Genomic DNA, 14,093 nt, shown 5'->3' with positions numbered 1-14,093 from the left:
AGGTCGTGTTCTTCAACAAACAAAGACCTGAGACTCATTTAACGCGAAATTCTAAACCAACCAGTTCATTTTTAAGGTGCCCCAGAGTCATCTTCAAGGACATGTGAGCCATTTTTTGCTGCTTTACAGGCAGATCTGGCGTTTTTGCGGCCTGATGGTGCCAAAAATGGGCAGTTGAGATACCTTGGCACCGGCACAGAGCCGGGGTATGAGAGGCAAAAGCAGAAAGTGACGCCATGTGTCGCGCAGGGAGACGGTAGTGAGCAATCCGGACAGTTTCATCGAAGAAGTCAGCGAAGAGGTGCGCCGCGACCGTTTGTACGGCTATTTGCGCCGCTATGGCTGGATCGCGATTGTGGTGGTTTTCGGTATCGTGGGCGGCACCGCCTGGCGGGAATACCAGATCGCCACACAGAGCGCGTCGGCGCAGGCCTTTGGCGACGGGATCCTGACGGCGCTTGAGAATGAAGATGTTGGTGAACGTGTTAAGGCCCTGGATGCCTTGACGGTCGAATCGCCTGATAGCAAAGCGATTCTGGACATGCTGATTGCAGCAGAGCAGGGCGAAGAGGGCGACGATGCAGCGGCGATTGCCCGCCTTCAGGCCGTGTCCAATAATGCCGATCTGCCCAGCATCTACCGCCAGATTGCCAGCTACAAAGCGCTGGCAAGCGGCGCTGAAACCTTGTCAGTGGATGAGCGCCGTTCCGGGTTTGAGGCTCTGGCCATTGCCGGGCAGCCTTTGCGCCTGTTGGCCGAGGAACAACTGGCTTTGATCGAGATTGAAACCGGCGAAAAATTGGCGGCTTTGGAACGTCTTCAGGCGATCCTTGTGGATTCCGAAGTGACCTCGGGCTTGCGTCGGCGCGCAAGTCAGTTGATTGTGGCGCTGGGCGGTACAGTAGACCAGAGCTGATACTAAGATTGCAGAGCAGTCATTATTGCGGTGGGAAGGGGCATCACATGCACAAAGCAAACATGTTCGGATTTGTCGGACTGGTTGTCGGGGCGTTGACCCTTGCTGGCTGTGCGGAACGCGAGGAAATTCTGACCGGTGAAAGGTTGGGGGTCCGCGAGGTTCTGAAAGGCGATTACCAGTCGGATGCGCCACTAAGCACCGATGGATCGCGCGCCTTGTCACTGCTGGCCTCGCAATCCAACAGTTCCTGGACCCAAAGCATGGTATCGCCGCATGCGCGGATTTCTCATCCCGCGCTTGGTAAATCCCTGGGTCAAATCTGGGCCGCAAAAATTGGCGAAGGCGACAGCCGCAAGGTGCGCCTGAACGTTGATCCGGTTGTGGCCGATGGGCGTGTCTTTGTGATGGATGCGGCCTTTGTTGTGCGCGCGGTGTCCACCTCGGGCGAAACCCTGTGGAACCGTGATCTGACGCCATTGCAAGACAATGCCAAAGAGGCACGTGGCGGTGGCTTGGCCGTGGTCGGTGGCGTGCTCTATGTGGCCTCGGGCTTTGGCACGGTCTCCGCGCTGGATGCCAGCAATGGCAAGGAGCTGTGGGTGCAGCGCCTGGGCGGCACAGCCACAGGCGCACCAACGGTTCGAGATGGCGTTTTGTATATCGTATCCGGTGACAAGGTCGCCTGGGCGCTTGAGGCTGATAGCGGCCGGATCCGTTGGCAGATCGAAGGGGCAGGAGACGCGCATAATGTCGCTGGAACGCCAGCCCCGGCTGTCAGCGACAAACATGTGGTTTTCTCTTTTGGCGAATCCAACGTGCAGGCCGCCTTCCGTCAGGGCGGGTTGCAATTGTGGAGCGCCGATATCCTTGGCCGTCGCAACGGTATTTCCGTTGCCAATGTCGATGATGTGACCGGCGATCCAGTGATCTCGGGTGACACGGTTTACGTTGGCACGCATTCTGGGCGGGTTGTGGCGCTGTCGCTGTTCAATGGCGATCGTCTTTGGACAACCAAGCAAGGGGCCTTGGGGCCGGTTTGGCCAGCAGGCGATTCCGTGTTCTTTGTGTCGGATCGTAATGAACTGGTTCGGTTGGATGCAGCCACAGGTGAACAGATCTGGGCCAAGGATCTGCCTGGATGGGTCTCGCGCAAAAAGCCGAACAAGCGACGCGACAGCAGCTATGCGCATTACGGGCCAATTCTGGCGGGCGGTCGCCTGATCGTTGCAGGAAGCGACGGAAAGGTGCGCAGCTTTGCGCCGGAAGACGGGGCGTTGCTCTCGGCCTTTGACATCAAGGGCGGTGCGACCGCACGGCCCGTGGTTGCAGGTAATACGCTTTATGTTGTGTCCGGTGATGGGGTTCTGCACGCCTATCGGTAAGCGCGTCGTGACTGGCTGGCGCTCAAAACTTTTGTGAAAAGTTTTGCAAATTCCGTACACGGAATTTGGGCGTTGCGTTTGCCTGAAACACAGGGCTTCCCTGTCTGGAAAAAATAGTCTAAGCGGGCTGCTTGACCCGGAGTATCACCCATGTCTTTCACCCTCGCCATTGTTGGCCGCCCCAATGTGGGCAAGTCGACCCTGTTCAACCGCCTTGTGGGCAAACGTCTGGCCTTGGTCGATGACCAGCCTGGGGTGACGCGTGATTTGCGCGAGGGAGAGGCCAAGCTCGGCGACATCCGCTTTACGGTGATCGACACGGCGGGACTGGAAAACGAAACCGACGATTCCCTGCCAGCGCGGATGCGCCGCCTGACGGAACGCGCTGTGGATATGGCCGATGTTTGTCTGTTCCTAATTGATGCGCGGGCCGGGATTTTGCCGGATGACGAAGTGTTTACCGAAATCCTGCGCAAACGCGCCGATAAGGTGATTTTGGCGGCCAACAAGGCCGAAGGCGTGGCGGCAGATGCCGGTGTGATGGAAGCCTATGCGCTTGGGCTCGGCGAACCCTTGCGCATTTCTGCCGAACATGGCGAGGGCATGAACGAGCTCTATTCGGCCCTGCTGCCCATTGACGAAGAGTTCAAGGAACGCGCCGAGGCTGATGCGCCCGAGATCGAGGTTGAGGTCGACGACGATGACCCAGACGCGCCACGCCCGATCACCGCGGATAAGCCGTTGCAGATCGCTGTGGTGGGCCGCCCGAATGCGGGTAAATCGACCCTGATCAACCAGATCATCGGCGAAGATCGCCTATTGACGGGCCCCGAGGCCGGGATCACCCGCGATGCGATTTCTGTTCAAAAAGAATGGAATGGCACCCATATGCGGATCTTTGACACGGCCGGGATGCGCAAACGCGCCAAAGTGCAGGAAAAGGTAGAGAAACTCTCGGTCTCCGACGGCATTCGTGCGGTGAAATTTGCCGAGGTGGTCGTGGTGCTGTTGGATGCGGCCATTCCCTTTGAGACACAGGACCTCAAGATCGCCGACCTTGCAGAACGCGAAGGTCGCGCGGTCGTCGTGGCGGTCAACAAATGGGATGTCGAGGACGAAAAGCAGGAAAAGCTGAAAGAGCTGAAAGAAGCTTTTGAGCGGTTGTTGCCCCAGCTGCGCGGCGCGCCCTTGGTGACCGTCTCCGCCCGCACCGGGCGGGGTATGGAGCGGTTGCACGCCGCCATCATGAAGGCCCATGACGTTTGGAATCGTCGCGTCCCGACCGCGCAATTGAACCGCTGGCTGCAGACCATGATCGAACGCCATCCGCCGCCCGCCCCACAGGGGCGGCGGATCAAACTGCGCTACATGACACAGGCCAAGACCCGACCACCTGGGTTCGTCGTCATGTGCTCCCATCCCGACAAACTACCCGAGAGCTATTCGCGCTATCTGGTCAATGGCATGCGCGAGGATTTCGACATGCCGGGAACGCCCATCCGTCTGACCATGCGCGGGCAGGGGGACAAGAACCCCTATAAGGGCCGTAAGAAAAAGAATGCCGGGGCGTTGAAGAAACACCTGGGCAAGTTGCCCAAGCAAAAAGACTGACGCCGTTTGCGAGAACCGGGGAGGGGGCGCTGCCCCCGTCACAAGCAAGCTTGTGACTCCCCCGGGATATTTCGGCCAAGAAGAAACCAGGCCCTAGGCTTGCGCCGCTGGTAGGAAGCTGCCTGTCATTGCTTCGAGTTCGTGACGGTCCTTGTCATGAACGGCGATCATGCCCTGCGAGGCCGCGTCAGGGAAAATCTCGGCTTGCTTTGCTGCGATCCCGTCAAGGATGGCCTGCGCGACATCAGCCGCCGGGGTTTTTTCGGACTCCAGACCAGCGGCCATATCCGTGTCGACCGGGCCGGGATAGACGGTGCCAACATAAGTGCCCTGCGCAGCCAGCTCGGCCCGAAACGCTTGCATCAGCGAATGTACCGCCGCCTTGGACGCCGAATAGGTGCCCAAAACCGGAAAGTTGGACAGGGCTGCGATGGAGCTGACAGAAACGACGCCGCCGCCGCCATTTGCCTTGAGGACCGGTGCAAAGGCCTGAGTGAGAGCCAGCGGCGCGATGTAATTCACATCAATTTCAAACCGCGCCTTTTCCACAGCATTTTCGGACATGGAACTGGTAAAGCCCGCCACCCCGGCATTGTTGATCAAAAGCGTGGTGTCCTTGGCCGCAGCGACGGCCTGCGCGATGTCGGCTGCTTTGGTCACGTCCAAGGTGACGGGAATAACCCGGTCCGGATGGGCGGCGGTAAGGTCGGCGATGGCAGCGGTATCGCGCGCCGCCGCATAGAGTTTGAGAACGCCTGCGCGCAGAAGCGCCTCGGCCAGAGCGCGCCCGATTCCACGATTGGAGCCGGTGAGGAAAACGGTGCTGTCGGTGAGATTGGTCATTGGGTCATCCTTTAAAATACCAAGTGGTATTTAAATTGAGCCTTTGCAGAATGAAGTCAAGATGATTAAATACCAATTGGTACAAAAAAGTGAGAGCATTGATGCCACGTGGACGCCCCAGAAAAATGGATCCCGAAGACGCCTTGTCCAAGGCCTTGGTTTTGTTTTGGAAACAGGGTTACGCTGGGACGTCGATGAACGATATTTCCGCAGCGACCGGGATGGCAAAACCCGGGCTCTATGCCAATTTTGGCGACAAGGATGCTTTGTTTATCAAAAGCTTGGAACGCTATGTGGCCAAATATGGGGAACCCGTTCACACGGCCTTTCAGCTGGGGACAGGGACGTTCGAAGAAGATCTGACAACCTATTTAAACACATTGGCCAATGGCATGACTCTCAACGATCATCCGCATGGTTGTATGTGTGTCATGGCCAGCTTTGATTTCGGCGAAACCTCGGACCCTGTCGGGGTGAGATTGGCGGAATTGACCGCCAAGGGCAGGGAGGCACTGGCGGATCGGCTGCAAAAAGCGGTGGCAGATGGGGAGCTGCGGGGGGAAGCGGATCTTGATCGGTTGCAGCTGTTTTTGAATGGTCAGATCGTCGCCATTGCCTCGCTTGCGCGCACCGGGGCGGAGCGTGGGCAATTACAGGTCATCATTGATATGGCCATTGATAGCCTGCCTTGGTCGCAGCAACAGCATTAAAGGAAAGGCCCGGAAGAACCGGGCCTTTTCTATGGGTTAGCTCAGTGTGCCATCCACATTCAGGGTCAGCTTGCCGCCAAGATAAGGGCCGAGCGCCTCGGGCAGTTTTACCGAACCATCCGCTTGTTGTCCGTTTTCCAGAACCGCAATCAGGCAACGCCCCACGGCAAGGCCGGAGCCGTTCAGCGTGTGCAGGAATTCCGGCTTGCCGCCATCTGCCGGGCGGAAACGCGCATTCATGCGGCGCGCCTGGAAATCGCCGGTGGTGGAAACCGAAGAAATCTCGCGATAGGCATTCTGACCAGGCAGCCAAGCCTCGATGTCATAGGTACGACGCGCGCCAAAACCCATATCACCGGTGCACAAAGTGACGGTGCGATAGGGAATGCCCAGGGTCTCAAGGATCCCTTGCGCACAATCCAACATGCGTTGCTGTTCCGCATCCGATTGCGTCGGATGGGTGATCGAGACCATTTCGACCTTTTCGAACTGGTGCTGACGCAGCATTCCGGATGTATCCTTGCCTGCGCTGCCTGCCTCCGAGCGGAAACACAGTGTATGCGCGGTCATGCGGATCGGCAGGGCGCTTTCCTCTACAATGTCTCCGGCCACGGTATAGGTCAGCGGCACTTCGGAGGTGGGCACCAGCCACCAGCCATTGGTGGTCTGATAGCTGTCCTCACCAAATTTCGGCAGCTTATCAGTGCCATACATGGCGTCATCGCGCACCAAAACCGGCGAATTCACCTCTTGCAGCCCGTTCTGATCCACATGGGTGTCGATCATGAACTGCGCCAGCGCGCGGTGGATGCGGGCCACGGCCCCCTTGAGCATCACGAAACGCGACCCAGACGTCTTGGCCGCGGTTTCAAAATCCATACTTGCGGCAACCGAGGTCAGTTCAAAATGCTCTTTGGCATCGAAATCCAACGTGGGCGGCGTGCCCCATTTGCGGATCTCGACATTGTCATCCTCATCGGCCCCCAAAGGCACATCGTCGTAAGGCAGGTTCGGGATGACGGCGAGCTCATATTGCAGCTTTTCGTCCAGATCCTTGGCCTTGGTCTGCATATCGGCCACTTCGGCCTTTTTCTCGCCGACCAGGGCGCGCAGACGTTCAAATTCGGCCTCGTCCCCTTTGGCCTTGGCGGCGCCCACCTCTTTGGCGGCTTTCTTTTGCTCGCTCTGCGCGGTTTCCGCGGCAAGGATCGCGGCGCGGCGCTCTTCATCCAGTTTCAAGAGAGAGGATGAGGCATTTTCGATCCCACGACGCGAGAGAGCCGCATCAAATGCAGCGGGGTTTTCACGAATGGCGCGGATGTCATGCATCGCCTTGGCTCCTGATTAGGTTGAGTCGTGCTGGGCTTATGCCTCAGATTATGCGGGGAGGGTAGGGCAGAGATGGTTAATGAGGAATGTCGACGCCCTTGGTCTTGGCCCAGACGCGCCATTGGGTGTTGAAGTCGCTATCACTGAGATCTGACTTTACCCAGTGCGTTGGGCGTTCTATTTCTTCTGGGAGCGTTACCGAACCATCTCCGAACAATTCGTTCGCGGTCTTCGCCAAATGTGAAAGGCACTCATATCTCACCCGTTGTTTCTCACCTTCGGTGAAGGGTGTAGACAATAAGAAAGGGCTTGCTCCAAAGCTCAATTGCCGGTTTTCTTGCACATCGAAGTTTGAATATTTGACGGAGGCACCTGTGGTAAGCATTTGGCTTAGTTGATGCCATTGTATCTCGATGTTCTCGAAATACGCACCGGTTGCGTCACAGCTGTGAATCTGAACAAAGTGTAGGGAAGTGTCGTCGAACCTTGCTCCCGAACAATTTGTTTTAAAGAAGAAACAATTTCCGAAATTAACTTCACAAAGGTCAGCTTCAACGAAACTGGTTTCAATAAGTCTACAGCCGTGAAACGTGGCGCTTCTTAAATGGGCTCGAGAAAAAGAGGTCATGAAAAGCCGTACACCATCAAAGTTTACATTTTTTAATGAAGCATACGCGAAATTTAGTTTTGAAAGGTCCATCCCTTGCAAGTTTGCGCCGAACAGGTTGATGGATAATTCGTTCTGAGAGACATCAACTATAGCAGAAAGCTGACCAAGTGTTTGGACCGCATGTTCTAAATCAGATCTGGCTGGCTTCAAGTTTTTTGCCCAACTCTGCACCTTTCCTGAAGTCGGTGGTTTCTGCGCTGGAAAGTTTTTTGACAACTCGCGCACATAGACACTAAGTAAACGAGAGACACGGCCAGCTTCCCCTGGCTCTTCACGCACCAGTCCTTCTAAGCGATCTATGGCTGCGTTTCGCCTCACGACATCGTCTTCCCAAACCGTCTCCCACTTCCCGTCCACCTCTTTCGACACCTGCCGCATGGCGTGCAGGTCGGCGGCGGCTTCGGTGATTTTGGTGTTGAACAGGGCGGCTTGGGCGGTTTGGGATTGTTTTTGGCTCAGACGCAAGCGGATCACGGTAAAGGGCAGGGCCACAACAGCCCCAAGAACGGCCGTGAGCCCGGCGATTTGGGCGAGCAGAAAGCGGAAATCGCCGGGCTTCACCTCGCTTGGCCTGAGATCGGGGACCGTGACCAAGAGGCTGAACAACCCGGTGACCAACACCAGAAGCAAGGCCAACCACAAGCCCGCGCCGATCAAACAGAGCGCTGCAACCGCAAGAAACAGGCCGGAGTTCATCTCTTCGGCCCGCAACCAGACCTGTAGACGGTTTAGCCAGACAGGCCGGTCTTCGCGGTCCCGAAACAGCACGCCGCAAACCAACAGCACCACAAAGAGAGTAAACGCCAGCGCCGCAAGACCGACCCAGACATCATCGACAGTAACCAAGAGGCGGAACAGCACATCATCGGGATTGGAAAAATCGCTCATCAAATCACTCTAAAACTCATGCGATGTCACCTTAGTCTTATGGCGAAAACCCGTCCAGCTTTGGTGATCCTTTGCAATGCATTGAAAATTTTACGCGCTTTTCGGCGGTTTTTTCTGACGCGGGCAGGGCGGTGTTAACCCTAATAGGATCACAAAGAAGCCAGCCGGTCAGAACGGGCCGCTTTGACGTGTAAAATACAGGAGCCAAGGTGCCAAAAGGCATCACAGATACATATGTCCAGCATTCTTACAAATAATGGTGCCATGGTGGCGCTGCAGACGCTCAAATCGGTCAATGCAAATATGGCCGAGGTGCAAAACCAGATCTCGACCGGTAAGGCGGTTGCCAATGCCAAGGATAATTCGGCCATCTGGGCGATCTCCGCGGTGATGAGCTCGGATGTGGTCAGCTTTAAGGGCATTTCCGACAGTCTGAACCTCGCGCAATCCACAGTTGCCGTGGCACGTCAGGCCTCGGAAACAGTGACTGACCTGCTGACCGAGATCAAAGGCAAGATCGTTGCCAGCCAGGAAGAGAACGTTGATCGTGAAAAGATCCAGACAGATATCACGGCGCTGCGTGAACAGATCAGTGCTGTGGTTGGGGCTGCCCAGTTCAACGGGTTGAACCTATTGCAAAATAGCGGTTTGACCGATCAGGATGTCAGCGTACTTGCCTCGCTTGACCGTTCTGGTTCCGGTGTAACCGCGTCCAACATTGATGTTGCGCGCCAAGACCTTGGTAATGGCACCGCGGTGGCGGGGACCATGGGCACCGATATCGGCAGCAACTCGGCCATTGCGGATGGCAACACAGCGGCTGCCTTTACGCTGACGGGGACACCCGAGGCTGGCATGTCCTATCAGATCGACTCGGGCGGTACTTTGGGATTGTCTGCCAATGTGGTCTATGTGGCGCGCAACGGTGATACCCTTTCGGATGTGCGTAACGCGCTGATTGCCAAGGCGAACTTCCAGGCGATCACCGATGGCGTCGATGTCAGCTTTTCCGCGAATGCGACAGCGGGCCAAGTTGATTTGACCAACAATTCCGGGGCTTCGATCACCATCGCGACAGCTGGCGCGTCTCAGGCGGCGAGCAATGCGGAAAATGACGGCACGATTGGCGGCAGTCTGGAGATGTTGGAGCAATTCGACGTCACCACTGGTGCGGGGGCAGATGCGGCCTTGGAAGCGGTTGAATCCATGTTGCAAGTCTCTATCGAGGCCGCTGCGAATTTTGGTTCTGCTCAGGGGCGCATTGAAACTCAGAACGACTTTATCGCGAGCCTGACAGATGCGTTGAAATCCGGCATCGGGTCACTGGTTGACGCCGATATGGAAGAGGCGTCGGCGCGCTTGCAGGCGGTTCAGGTGCAACAACAGTTGGGTGTTCAGGCGCTGTCGATCGCGAACCAGGCTCCGCAGCAGCTTCTGTCGCTGTTCCAAGGCTAAGGCAGCTCAAAAATTTCATACAGGTAGTTCGGGCAGGGCCAGTGGCCTTGCCCTTTCTTTTGTCTCCTCCATTTCTGCGAATACGCAAAGCTAGGTGAAATGCCTGAAAACCAGCGTGCAAAGGGTCCCGGTCCCTTGCATCTACCCCCTTTAATCCATAGGTTCCGCCCGACTGTCGCGGGGGATGCCCCGCCCATAACACTAGGAGCATTCCATGGATTCTCAGACCATGTCGTCATTCGTCATGATGGGCTTGATTTTCGCCATCATGTATTTCCTTCTCATCCGCCCTCAGCAAAAGAAGATGAAGGAACACAAGGCCATGGTCGAAGCCCTGCGCCGCGGTGATCAGGTTGTCACCCAGGGTGGGCTGATCGGTAAGGTCGTAAAGGTCAAGGAAAACAACGAGATCGACGTTGAGATTGCCGAAGGCGTGAAGGTGCGCGTCGTGCAATCCACCATCGTTCAGGTCATGTCCAAAACCGAACCTGCCGAAGGTTAAACAAACATGCTGCAGATTGATCTCTGGAAGCGGGTTCTGATTTGGGCTGTGATTGTGCTGGGCTTGCTTTTGGCAATGCCCAACGCGTTCTACACCCGGGTTGAGACCGCAAATGATGCCTCCGCGGCGATTGAGCTTGGGGCGGATACCACGGAAAACCGTGATGCGGCGGCGGAATGGCCGTCCTTTTTGCCTTCTGGATTGGTCAATCTGGGGCTTGATCTGCGCGGCGGTGCGCATCTTTTGGCCGAGGTTCTGGTCAAAGACGTATACGAGGCCCGCATGGAAGCCTTCTGGCCCGATGTGCGGGATGCCCTGCGCGGGGAGCGCGACAAGATCGGCACCATTCGCTGGAACTCCGAAGCGGTGAAAAACGGCGAGCTGCGGGTGCGTATTTCCAAGCCTGAGGGCATGGAACACGCGCTTGAGATCGTGCGCGGTCTGGCCCGCCCTGTTGTGTCTTTGACCGGGGCCGGTGCGACCGACCTTGAGGTGCGGGGCGAAGGTACGGAAATCGTGGTGACCCTGTCCGAAGCGGAACAGCAGGCCACGGATGAGCGCACGTTGCGCCAGTCGCTGGAAATCATCCGCCGCCGGATCGACGAGGTCGGCACCCGCGAACCGACCATCCAACGCCAAGGCTTTGACCGTATCCTGATTCAGGTACCGGGTTTGGGCTCGGCTCAGGAGCTCAAGGATATCATCGGCACCACCGCCCAGCTGACCTTTCAGCCGGTTGTGTCCCGCGCCAGTTCGGCCGATCAGGCCCCAGGTGTCGGCAATGAAATCCTACCGTCCTTGGACGAAGAGGGCGTGTTTTACATTCTCGAACAAACCCCGGTTGTCACGGGCGAAGAGCTGACCAACGCGCAGCCTAGCTTTGACCAGAATGGGCGACCCGCGGTGAGCTTTACCTTCAACGCTGCCGGGGCGCGCAAGTTTGGTGATTACACCGCTGAAAATATCGGCTCGCCATTCGCGATTGTGCTGGATGGCGAGGTGATCAGCGCGCCGGTCATCCAATCCCATATTCCGGGCGGTTCCGGTATCATCACCGGCAATTTCACCGTCGAAGAAAGCACCAATCTGGCGGTTCTGCTGCGTGCTGGTGCCCTGCCAGCGGGTCTCGAATTCCTCGAAGAACGCACCATCGGCCCGGAACTGGGGCAGGACAGCATTGATGCGGGCAAGATCGCGACCATCGTCGCCTTTGTCGCTGTGCTGGTCTTTATGGCGGCCAGCTATGGGTTGTTCGGGATCTTTGCTAATATCGCCCTGATTATCAATATCGGGCTGATTTTTGGCATGTTGTCCATGTTCGGCGCGACGCTGACCTTGCCCGGTATTGCCGGGATCGTTTTGACCGTCGGGATGGCGGTGGACGCCAATGTGCTGGTGTTTGAACGGATCCGCGAAGAGCTGAAAACCGCTAAGGGCCCGGCCCGGGCGATTGAGCTGGGCTATGAAAAGGCCCTTTCGGCGATTGTCGATGCCAATATCACCACTTTCATCACGGCGGTGATCCTCTTTGTCATGGGCTCTGGCCCGGTGCGCGGCTTTGCGATCACGCTGGGTCTGGGCATTCTGACTTCCGTCTTTACAGCGATCTTTGTCACGCGGCTCTTGATCGTCATGTGGTTTGAACGTCGCCGCCCCAAAAAGATCGAGGTGTAAGATGCGTCTGAGACTTGTTCCCGAAAACACCTCCTGGGATTTCTTTAGCCGCGCGCGTATGTGGCTGGGGATTTCTGCGGTTCTTGTGGTTGTTGCGCTTGGCTCCTTCTTTCTTCAGGGCTTGAATTACGGGATCGATTTCCGTGGTGGCACGACGATCCGAACCGAAAGCACGCAGGCCATTGATGTGGGTGCTTATCGCGATGCACTGGCCGCGCTCGATTTGGGTGACATCACAATTGTCGAGGTCAACGACCCCACTTTCCGTGCCGATCAGAACGTAGCGATGATCCGCATTCAGGCGCAAGACGGGCAAGAATCCGTGACGTCTGAGGTGATCGATAGCGCCCGCGTGGCCCTGCAAGCTGTGTCCGATGACATTAAGTTTGTTTCGGTGGAATCGGTTGGCCCGAAAGTCTCGGGCGAGTTGATCCAGACAGCGGCCATTGCGGTGGTTTTGGCCATCGGCGCGGTGCTGTTCTATATCTGGCTGCGCTTTGAATGGCAGTTTGCCCTGGGGGCCGTGGCGGCCCTGGTGCATGACGTGGTTCTGACAATCGGCGTCTTTTCCGAGCTTCAGATCCGCTTTGACCTTGCCATTATCGCGGCGCTTCTGACCATTGTTGGTTATTCGCTAAACGATACCGTGGTTGTGTTTGACCGGGTGCGCGAAAACCTGATCAAGTATAAATCCAAGGATCTCAAAGAGGTGTTGAACCTCTCGATCAACGAGACCCTCAGCCGGACCTTCATGACCTCGGTCACCACTTTGCTGGCGCTGATTGCTCTGTTTGTGCTGGGCGGCGATGTGATCCGCGGCTTTGTGTTTGCGATGATCTGGGGCGTTGTGGTTGGGACCTATAGCTCGATCTTTGTTGCCTCGGCCATTCTGCTGCGCCTTGGGGTCAAGCGTGACTGGTCCAAGCCGGTTGACACGACCGGCAATCAGTTCGGCGACGTTGATGCCTGAGTTATTATCCAGCCTGATCTCGCTTCCGGGATTGGGCTGGATCATTTTTGCGGCCTTTATCGCTGGGCTTGTGCGCGGTTTCACCGGGTTCGGGACTGCGCTGATCTTTTTGCCGATTGCCGCACAATTCCTCCCGCCATTTGCGACCATTCTGGTCCTGACCTTTATGGACCTGCTCAGCCCCTTGCCTGTGCTGCGCAGTGCTTGGCAGGATGCGCATCGGCCTGATTTGCGGCGTTTGCTGATCGGGACAGCGGTGATGTTGCCGGTTGGGTTGTGGTGTCTGACCTTGCTGCCCCAGGTCGTGTTTCGCTTTGGGGTCAGCGGGATTGCCCTGGGCATGCTTGCGGCATTGGTGCTGGGCCTGCGCTATCGCGGCGAGATTCGTCGGTCCATGGTTTACGCCATCGGCGGCGTGGCCGGGTTCCTTGGCGGGGTTGCGGGCCTGCCTGGACCGCCGGTTATCCTGTTTTACATGGCGCGCCCTTTGGCGGCGGCGGTGATCCGCGCCAATACGCTGATCTTTCTCTTTGGATACGAGTTCTTCGTCGTTGCCGGGATTGCCGCCTATGGGCGGTTGGAAGTGATCTGGGTGGTGCTGGGCTTGGCCTTGGGCCTGCCGGGCATGGCAGGAAATTGGCTGGGCGGTCGGCTCTTTCGTCCGGGGCTTGAGACGGTGTATAGGAGCGCAGCCTATATCGTGATTGCCCTATCGGCCCTGTCTGGCCTGCCGATTTGGGGCTGAGGAGAGCGCAATGCAGCTAAACGAGATGACTTTCCGCGATGCGGTTCCGGTTGATGGTTATGGGCCGGGGTTTTTCCGGGTGGCTGACCAGGTGATCAAGGGACCGCTGTTGATGACATCCTCGGCGGTTCTGGCCTGGCAAGGCTTTGACGATGTCGCGCCGCTGTTGAGCCTGAAGGATGAGATTGACGTTTTGTTTGTCGGGACGGGGGCAGAGATCGCCCATATCCCGGCTGATTTGCGCGCCAAATTGGAGGAGGCCGGGATGGGTGTGGAAAGCATGAGCTCGCCGTCGGCCTGTCGTACCTTCAATGTCTTGCTTAGCGAAGGGCGGCGTGTGGCGCTGGCGGCACTGCCGGTCTGAGGGCGGTTCTGGCTGCGCGGGCGGGCAGGGG

At 57.2% G+C, this 14,093-nt stretch carries 13 protein-coding genes; 10 read left to right on the top strand and 3 right to left on the bottom strand.

The window, feature by feature from the left end:
- Positions 1 to 259: 259 nt before the first annotated feature.
- The 3 genes from CLV87_RS14805 to der all read left to right on the top strand — a co-directional run bounded on the left by CLV87_RS14805 (position 260) and on the right by der (position 3,912).
- Entirely contained in the window at positions 260 to 916 is a 657-nt protein-coding gene (locus CLV87_RS14805) for a tetratricopeptide repeat protein (protein ID WP_099246584.1), read from the top strand.
- Positions 917 to 963: 47 nt separating this feature from the next.
- Positions 964 to 2,301: an outer membrane protein assembly factor BamB family protein gene (locus CLV87_RS14800; protein ID WP_235871942.1), complete on the top strand. Its 1,338-nt coding sequence runs from the start codon at positions 964 to 966 to the stop codon at positions 2,299 to 2,301.
- 150 nt (positions 2,302 to 2,451) lie between these two features.
- Positions 2,452 to 3,912 carry a ribosome biogenesis GTPase Der gene (gene der, locus CLV87_RS14795; protein ID WP_099246582.1) on the top strand — a complete coding sequence of 487 codons (1,461 nt, stop codon included), beginning with the start codon at positions 2,452 to 2,454 and terminating at the stop codon, positions 3,910 to 3,912.
- 93 nt (positions 3,913 to 4,005) lie between these two features.
- On the opposite strand, the gene CLV87_RS14790 is transcribed toward der, so the two are convergent.
- Entirely contained in the window at positions 4,006 to 4,755 is a 750-nt protein-coding gene (locus CLV87_RS14790; protein ID WP_099246580.1) for an SDR family oxidoreductase, read from the bottom strand.
- A gap of 101 nt (positions 4,756 to 4,856) precedes the next feature.
- Here CLV87_RS14790 and CLV87_RS14785 point away from each other — a divergent pair, with 101 nt between their 5' ends.
- Positions 4,857 to 5,465: a TetR/AcrR family transcriptional regulator gene (locus CLV87_RS14785; RefSeq protein ID WP_099246578.1), complete on the top strand. Its 609-nt coding sequence runs from the start codon at positions 4,857 to 4,859 to the stop codon at positions 5,463 to 5,465.
- A 36-nt stretch (positions 5,466 to 5,501) separates the two neighbouring features.
- Here CLV87_RS14785 and serS read toward each other — a convergent pair whose 3' ends face one another.
- Both serS and CLV87_RS14775 read right to left on the bottom strand, forming a co-directional pair.
- Positions 5,502 to 6,794: a serine--tRNA ligase gene (serS, locus tag CLV87_RS14780; RefSeq protein ID WP_099246576.1), complete on the bottom strand. Its 1,293-nt coding sequence runs from the start codon at positions 6,792 to 6,794 to the stop codon at positions 5,502 to 5,504.
- 76 nt (positions 6,795 to 6,870) lie between these two features.
- A complete protein-coding gene (locus CLV87_RS14775) occupies positions 6,871 to 8,352 on the bottom strand; it encodes a pentapeptide repeat-containing protein (RefSeq protein ID WP_099246574.1) in 1,482 nt (493 codons plus the stop codon).
- Between the two features lie 234 nt (positions 8,353 to 8,586).
- Between CLV87_RS14775 and CLV87_RS14770 the strand changes: the two genes are divergently transcribed.
- From CLV87_RS14770 to CLV87_RS14745, 6 genes are all read left to right on the top strand, one after another.
- Positions 8,587 to 9,807, top strand: coding sequence for a flagellin N-terminal helical domain-containing protein (locus CLV87_RS14770; protein ID WP_099246572.1), 1,221 nt, complete (start codon positions 8,587 to 8,589; stop codon positions 9,805 to 9,807).
- A gap of 214 nt (positions 9,808 to 10,021) precedes the next feature.
- Entirely contained in the window at positions 10,022 to 10,309 is a 288-nt protein-coding gene (gene yajC / locus CLV87_RS14765; RefSeq protein WP_099246570.1) for a preprotein translocase subunit YajC, read from the top strand.
- A 6-nt stretch (positions 10,310 to 10,315) separates the two neighbouring features.
- Positions 10,316 to 11,983, top strand: coding sequence for a protein translocase subunit SecD (gene secD / locus CLV87_RS14760; protein WP_099246568.1), 1,668 nt, complete (start codon positions 10,316 to 10,318; stop codon positions 11,981 to 11,983).
- Position 11,984: 1 nt separating this feature from the next.
- A complete protein-coding gene (secF, locus tag CLV87_RS14755; RefSeq protein ID WP_099246566.1) occupies positions 11,985 to 12,953 on the top strand; it encodes a protein translocase subunit SecF in 969 nt (322 codons plus the stop codon).
- Complete coding sequence (locus tag CLV87_RS14750) at positions 12,946 to 13,698, top strand: sulfite exporter TauE/SafE family protein (protein ID WP_099246564.1); 753 nt, start codon at positions 12,946 to 12,948, stop codon at positions 13,696 to 13,698. Before secF ends, CLV87_RS14750 begins: the two co-directional genes overlap by 8 nt.
- 10 nt (positions 13,699 to 13,708) lie before the next feature.
- Positions 13,709 to 14,062, top strand: coding sequence for an Mth938-like domain-containing protein (locus CLV87_RS14745; protein ID WP_099246562.1), 354 nt, complete (start codon positions 13,709 to 13,711; stop codon positions 14,060 to 14,062).
- Positions 14,063 to 14,093: the final 31 nt, after the last annotated feature.

It is taken from the genome of Pelagimonas phthalicica (assembly GCF_004364805.1).
In the GTDB taxonomy this organism is placed as follows: Bacteria; Pseudomonadota; Alphaproteobacteria; order Rhodobacterales; family Rhodobacteraceae; genus Pelagimonas; species Pelagimonas phthalicica.
This window is presented reverse-complemented; position numbering and strand designations above follow the sequence as displayed.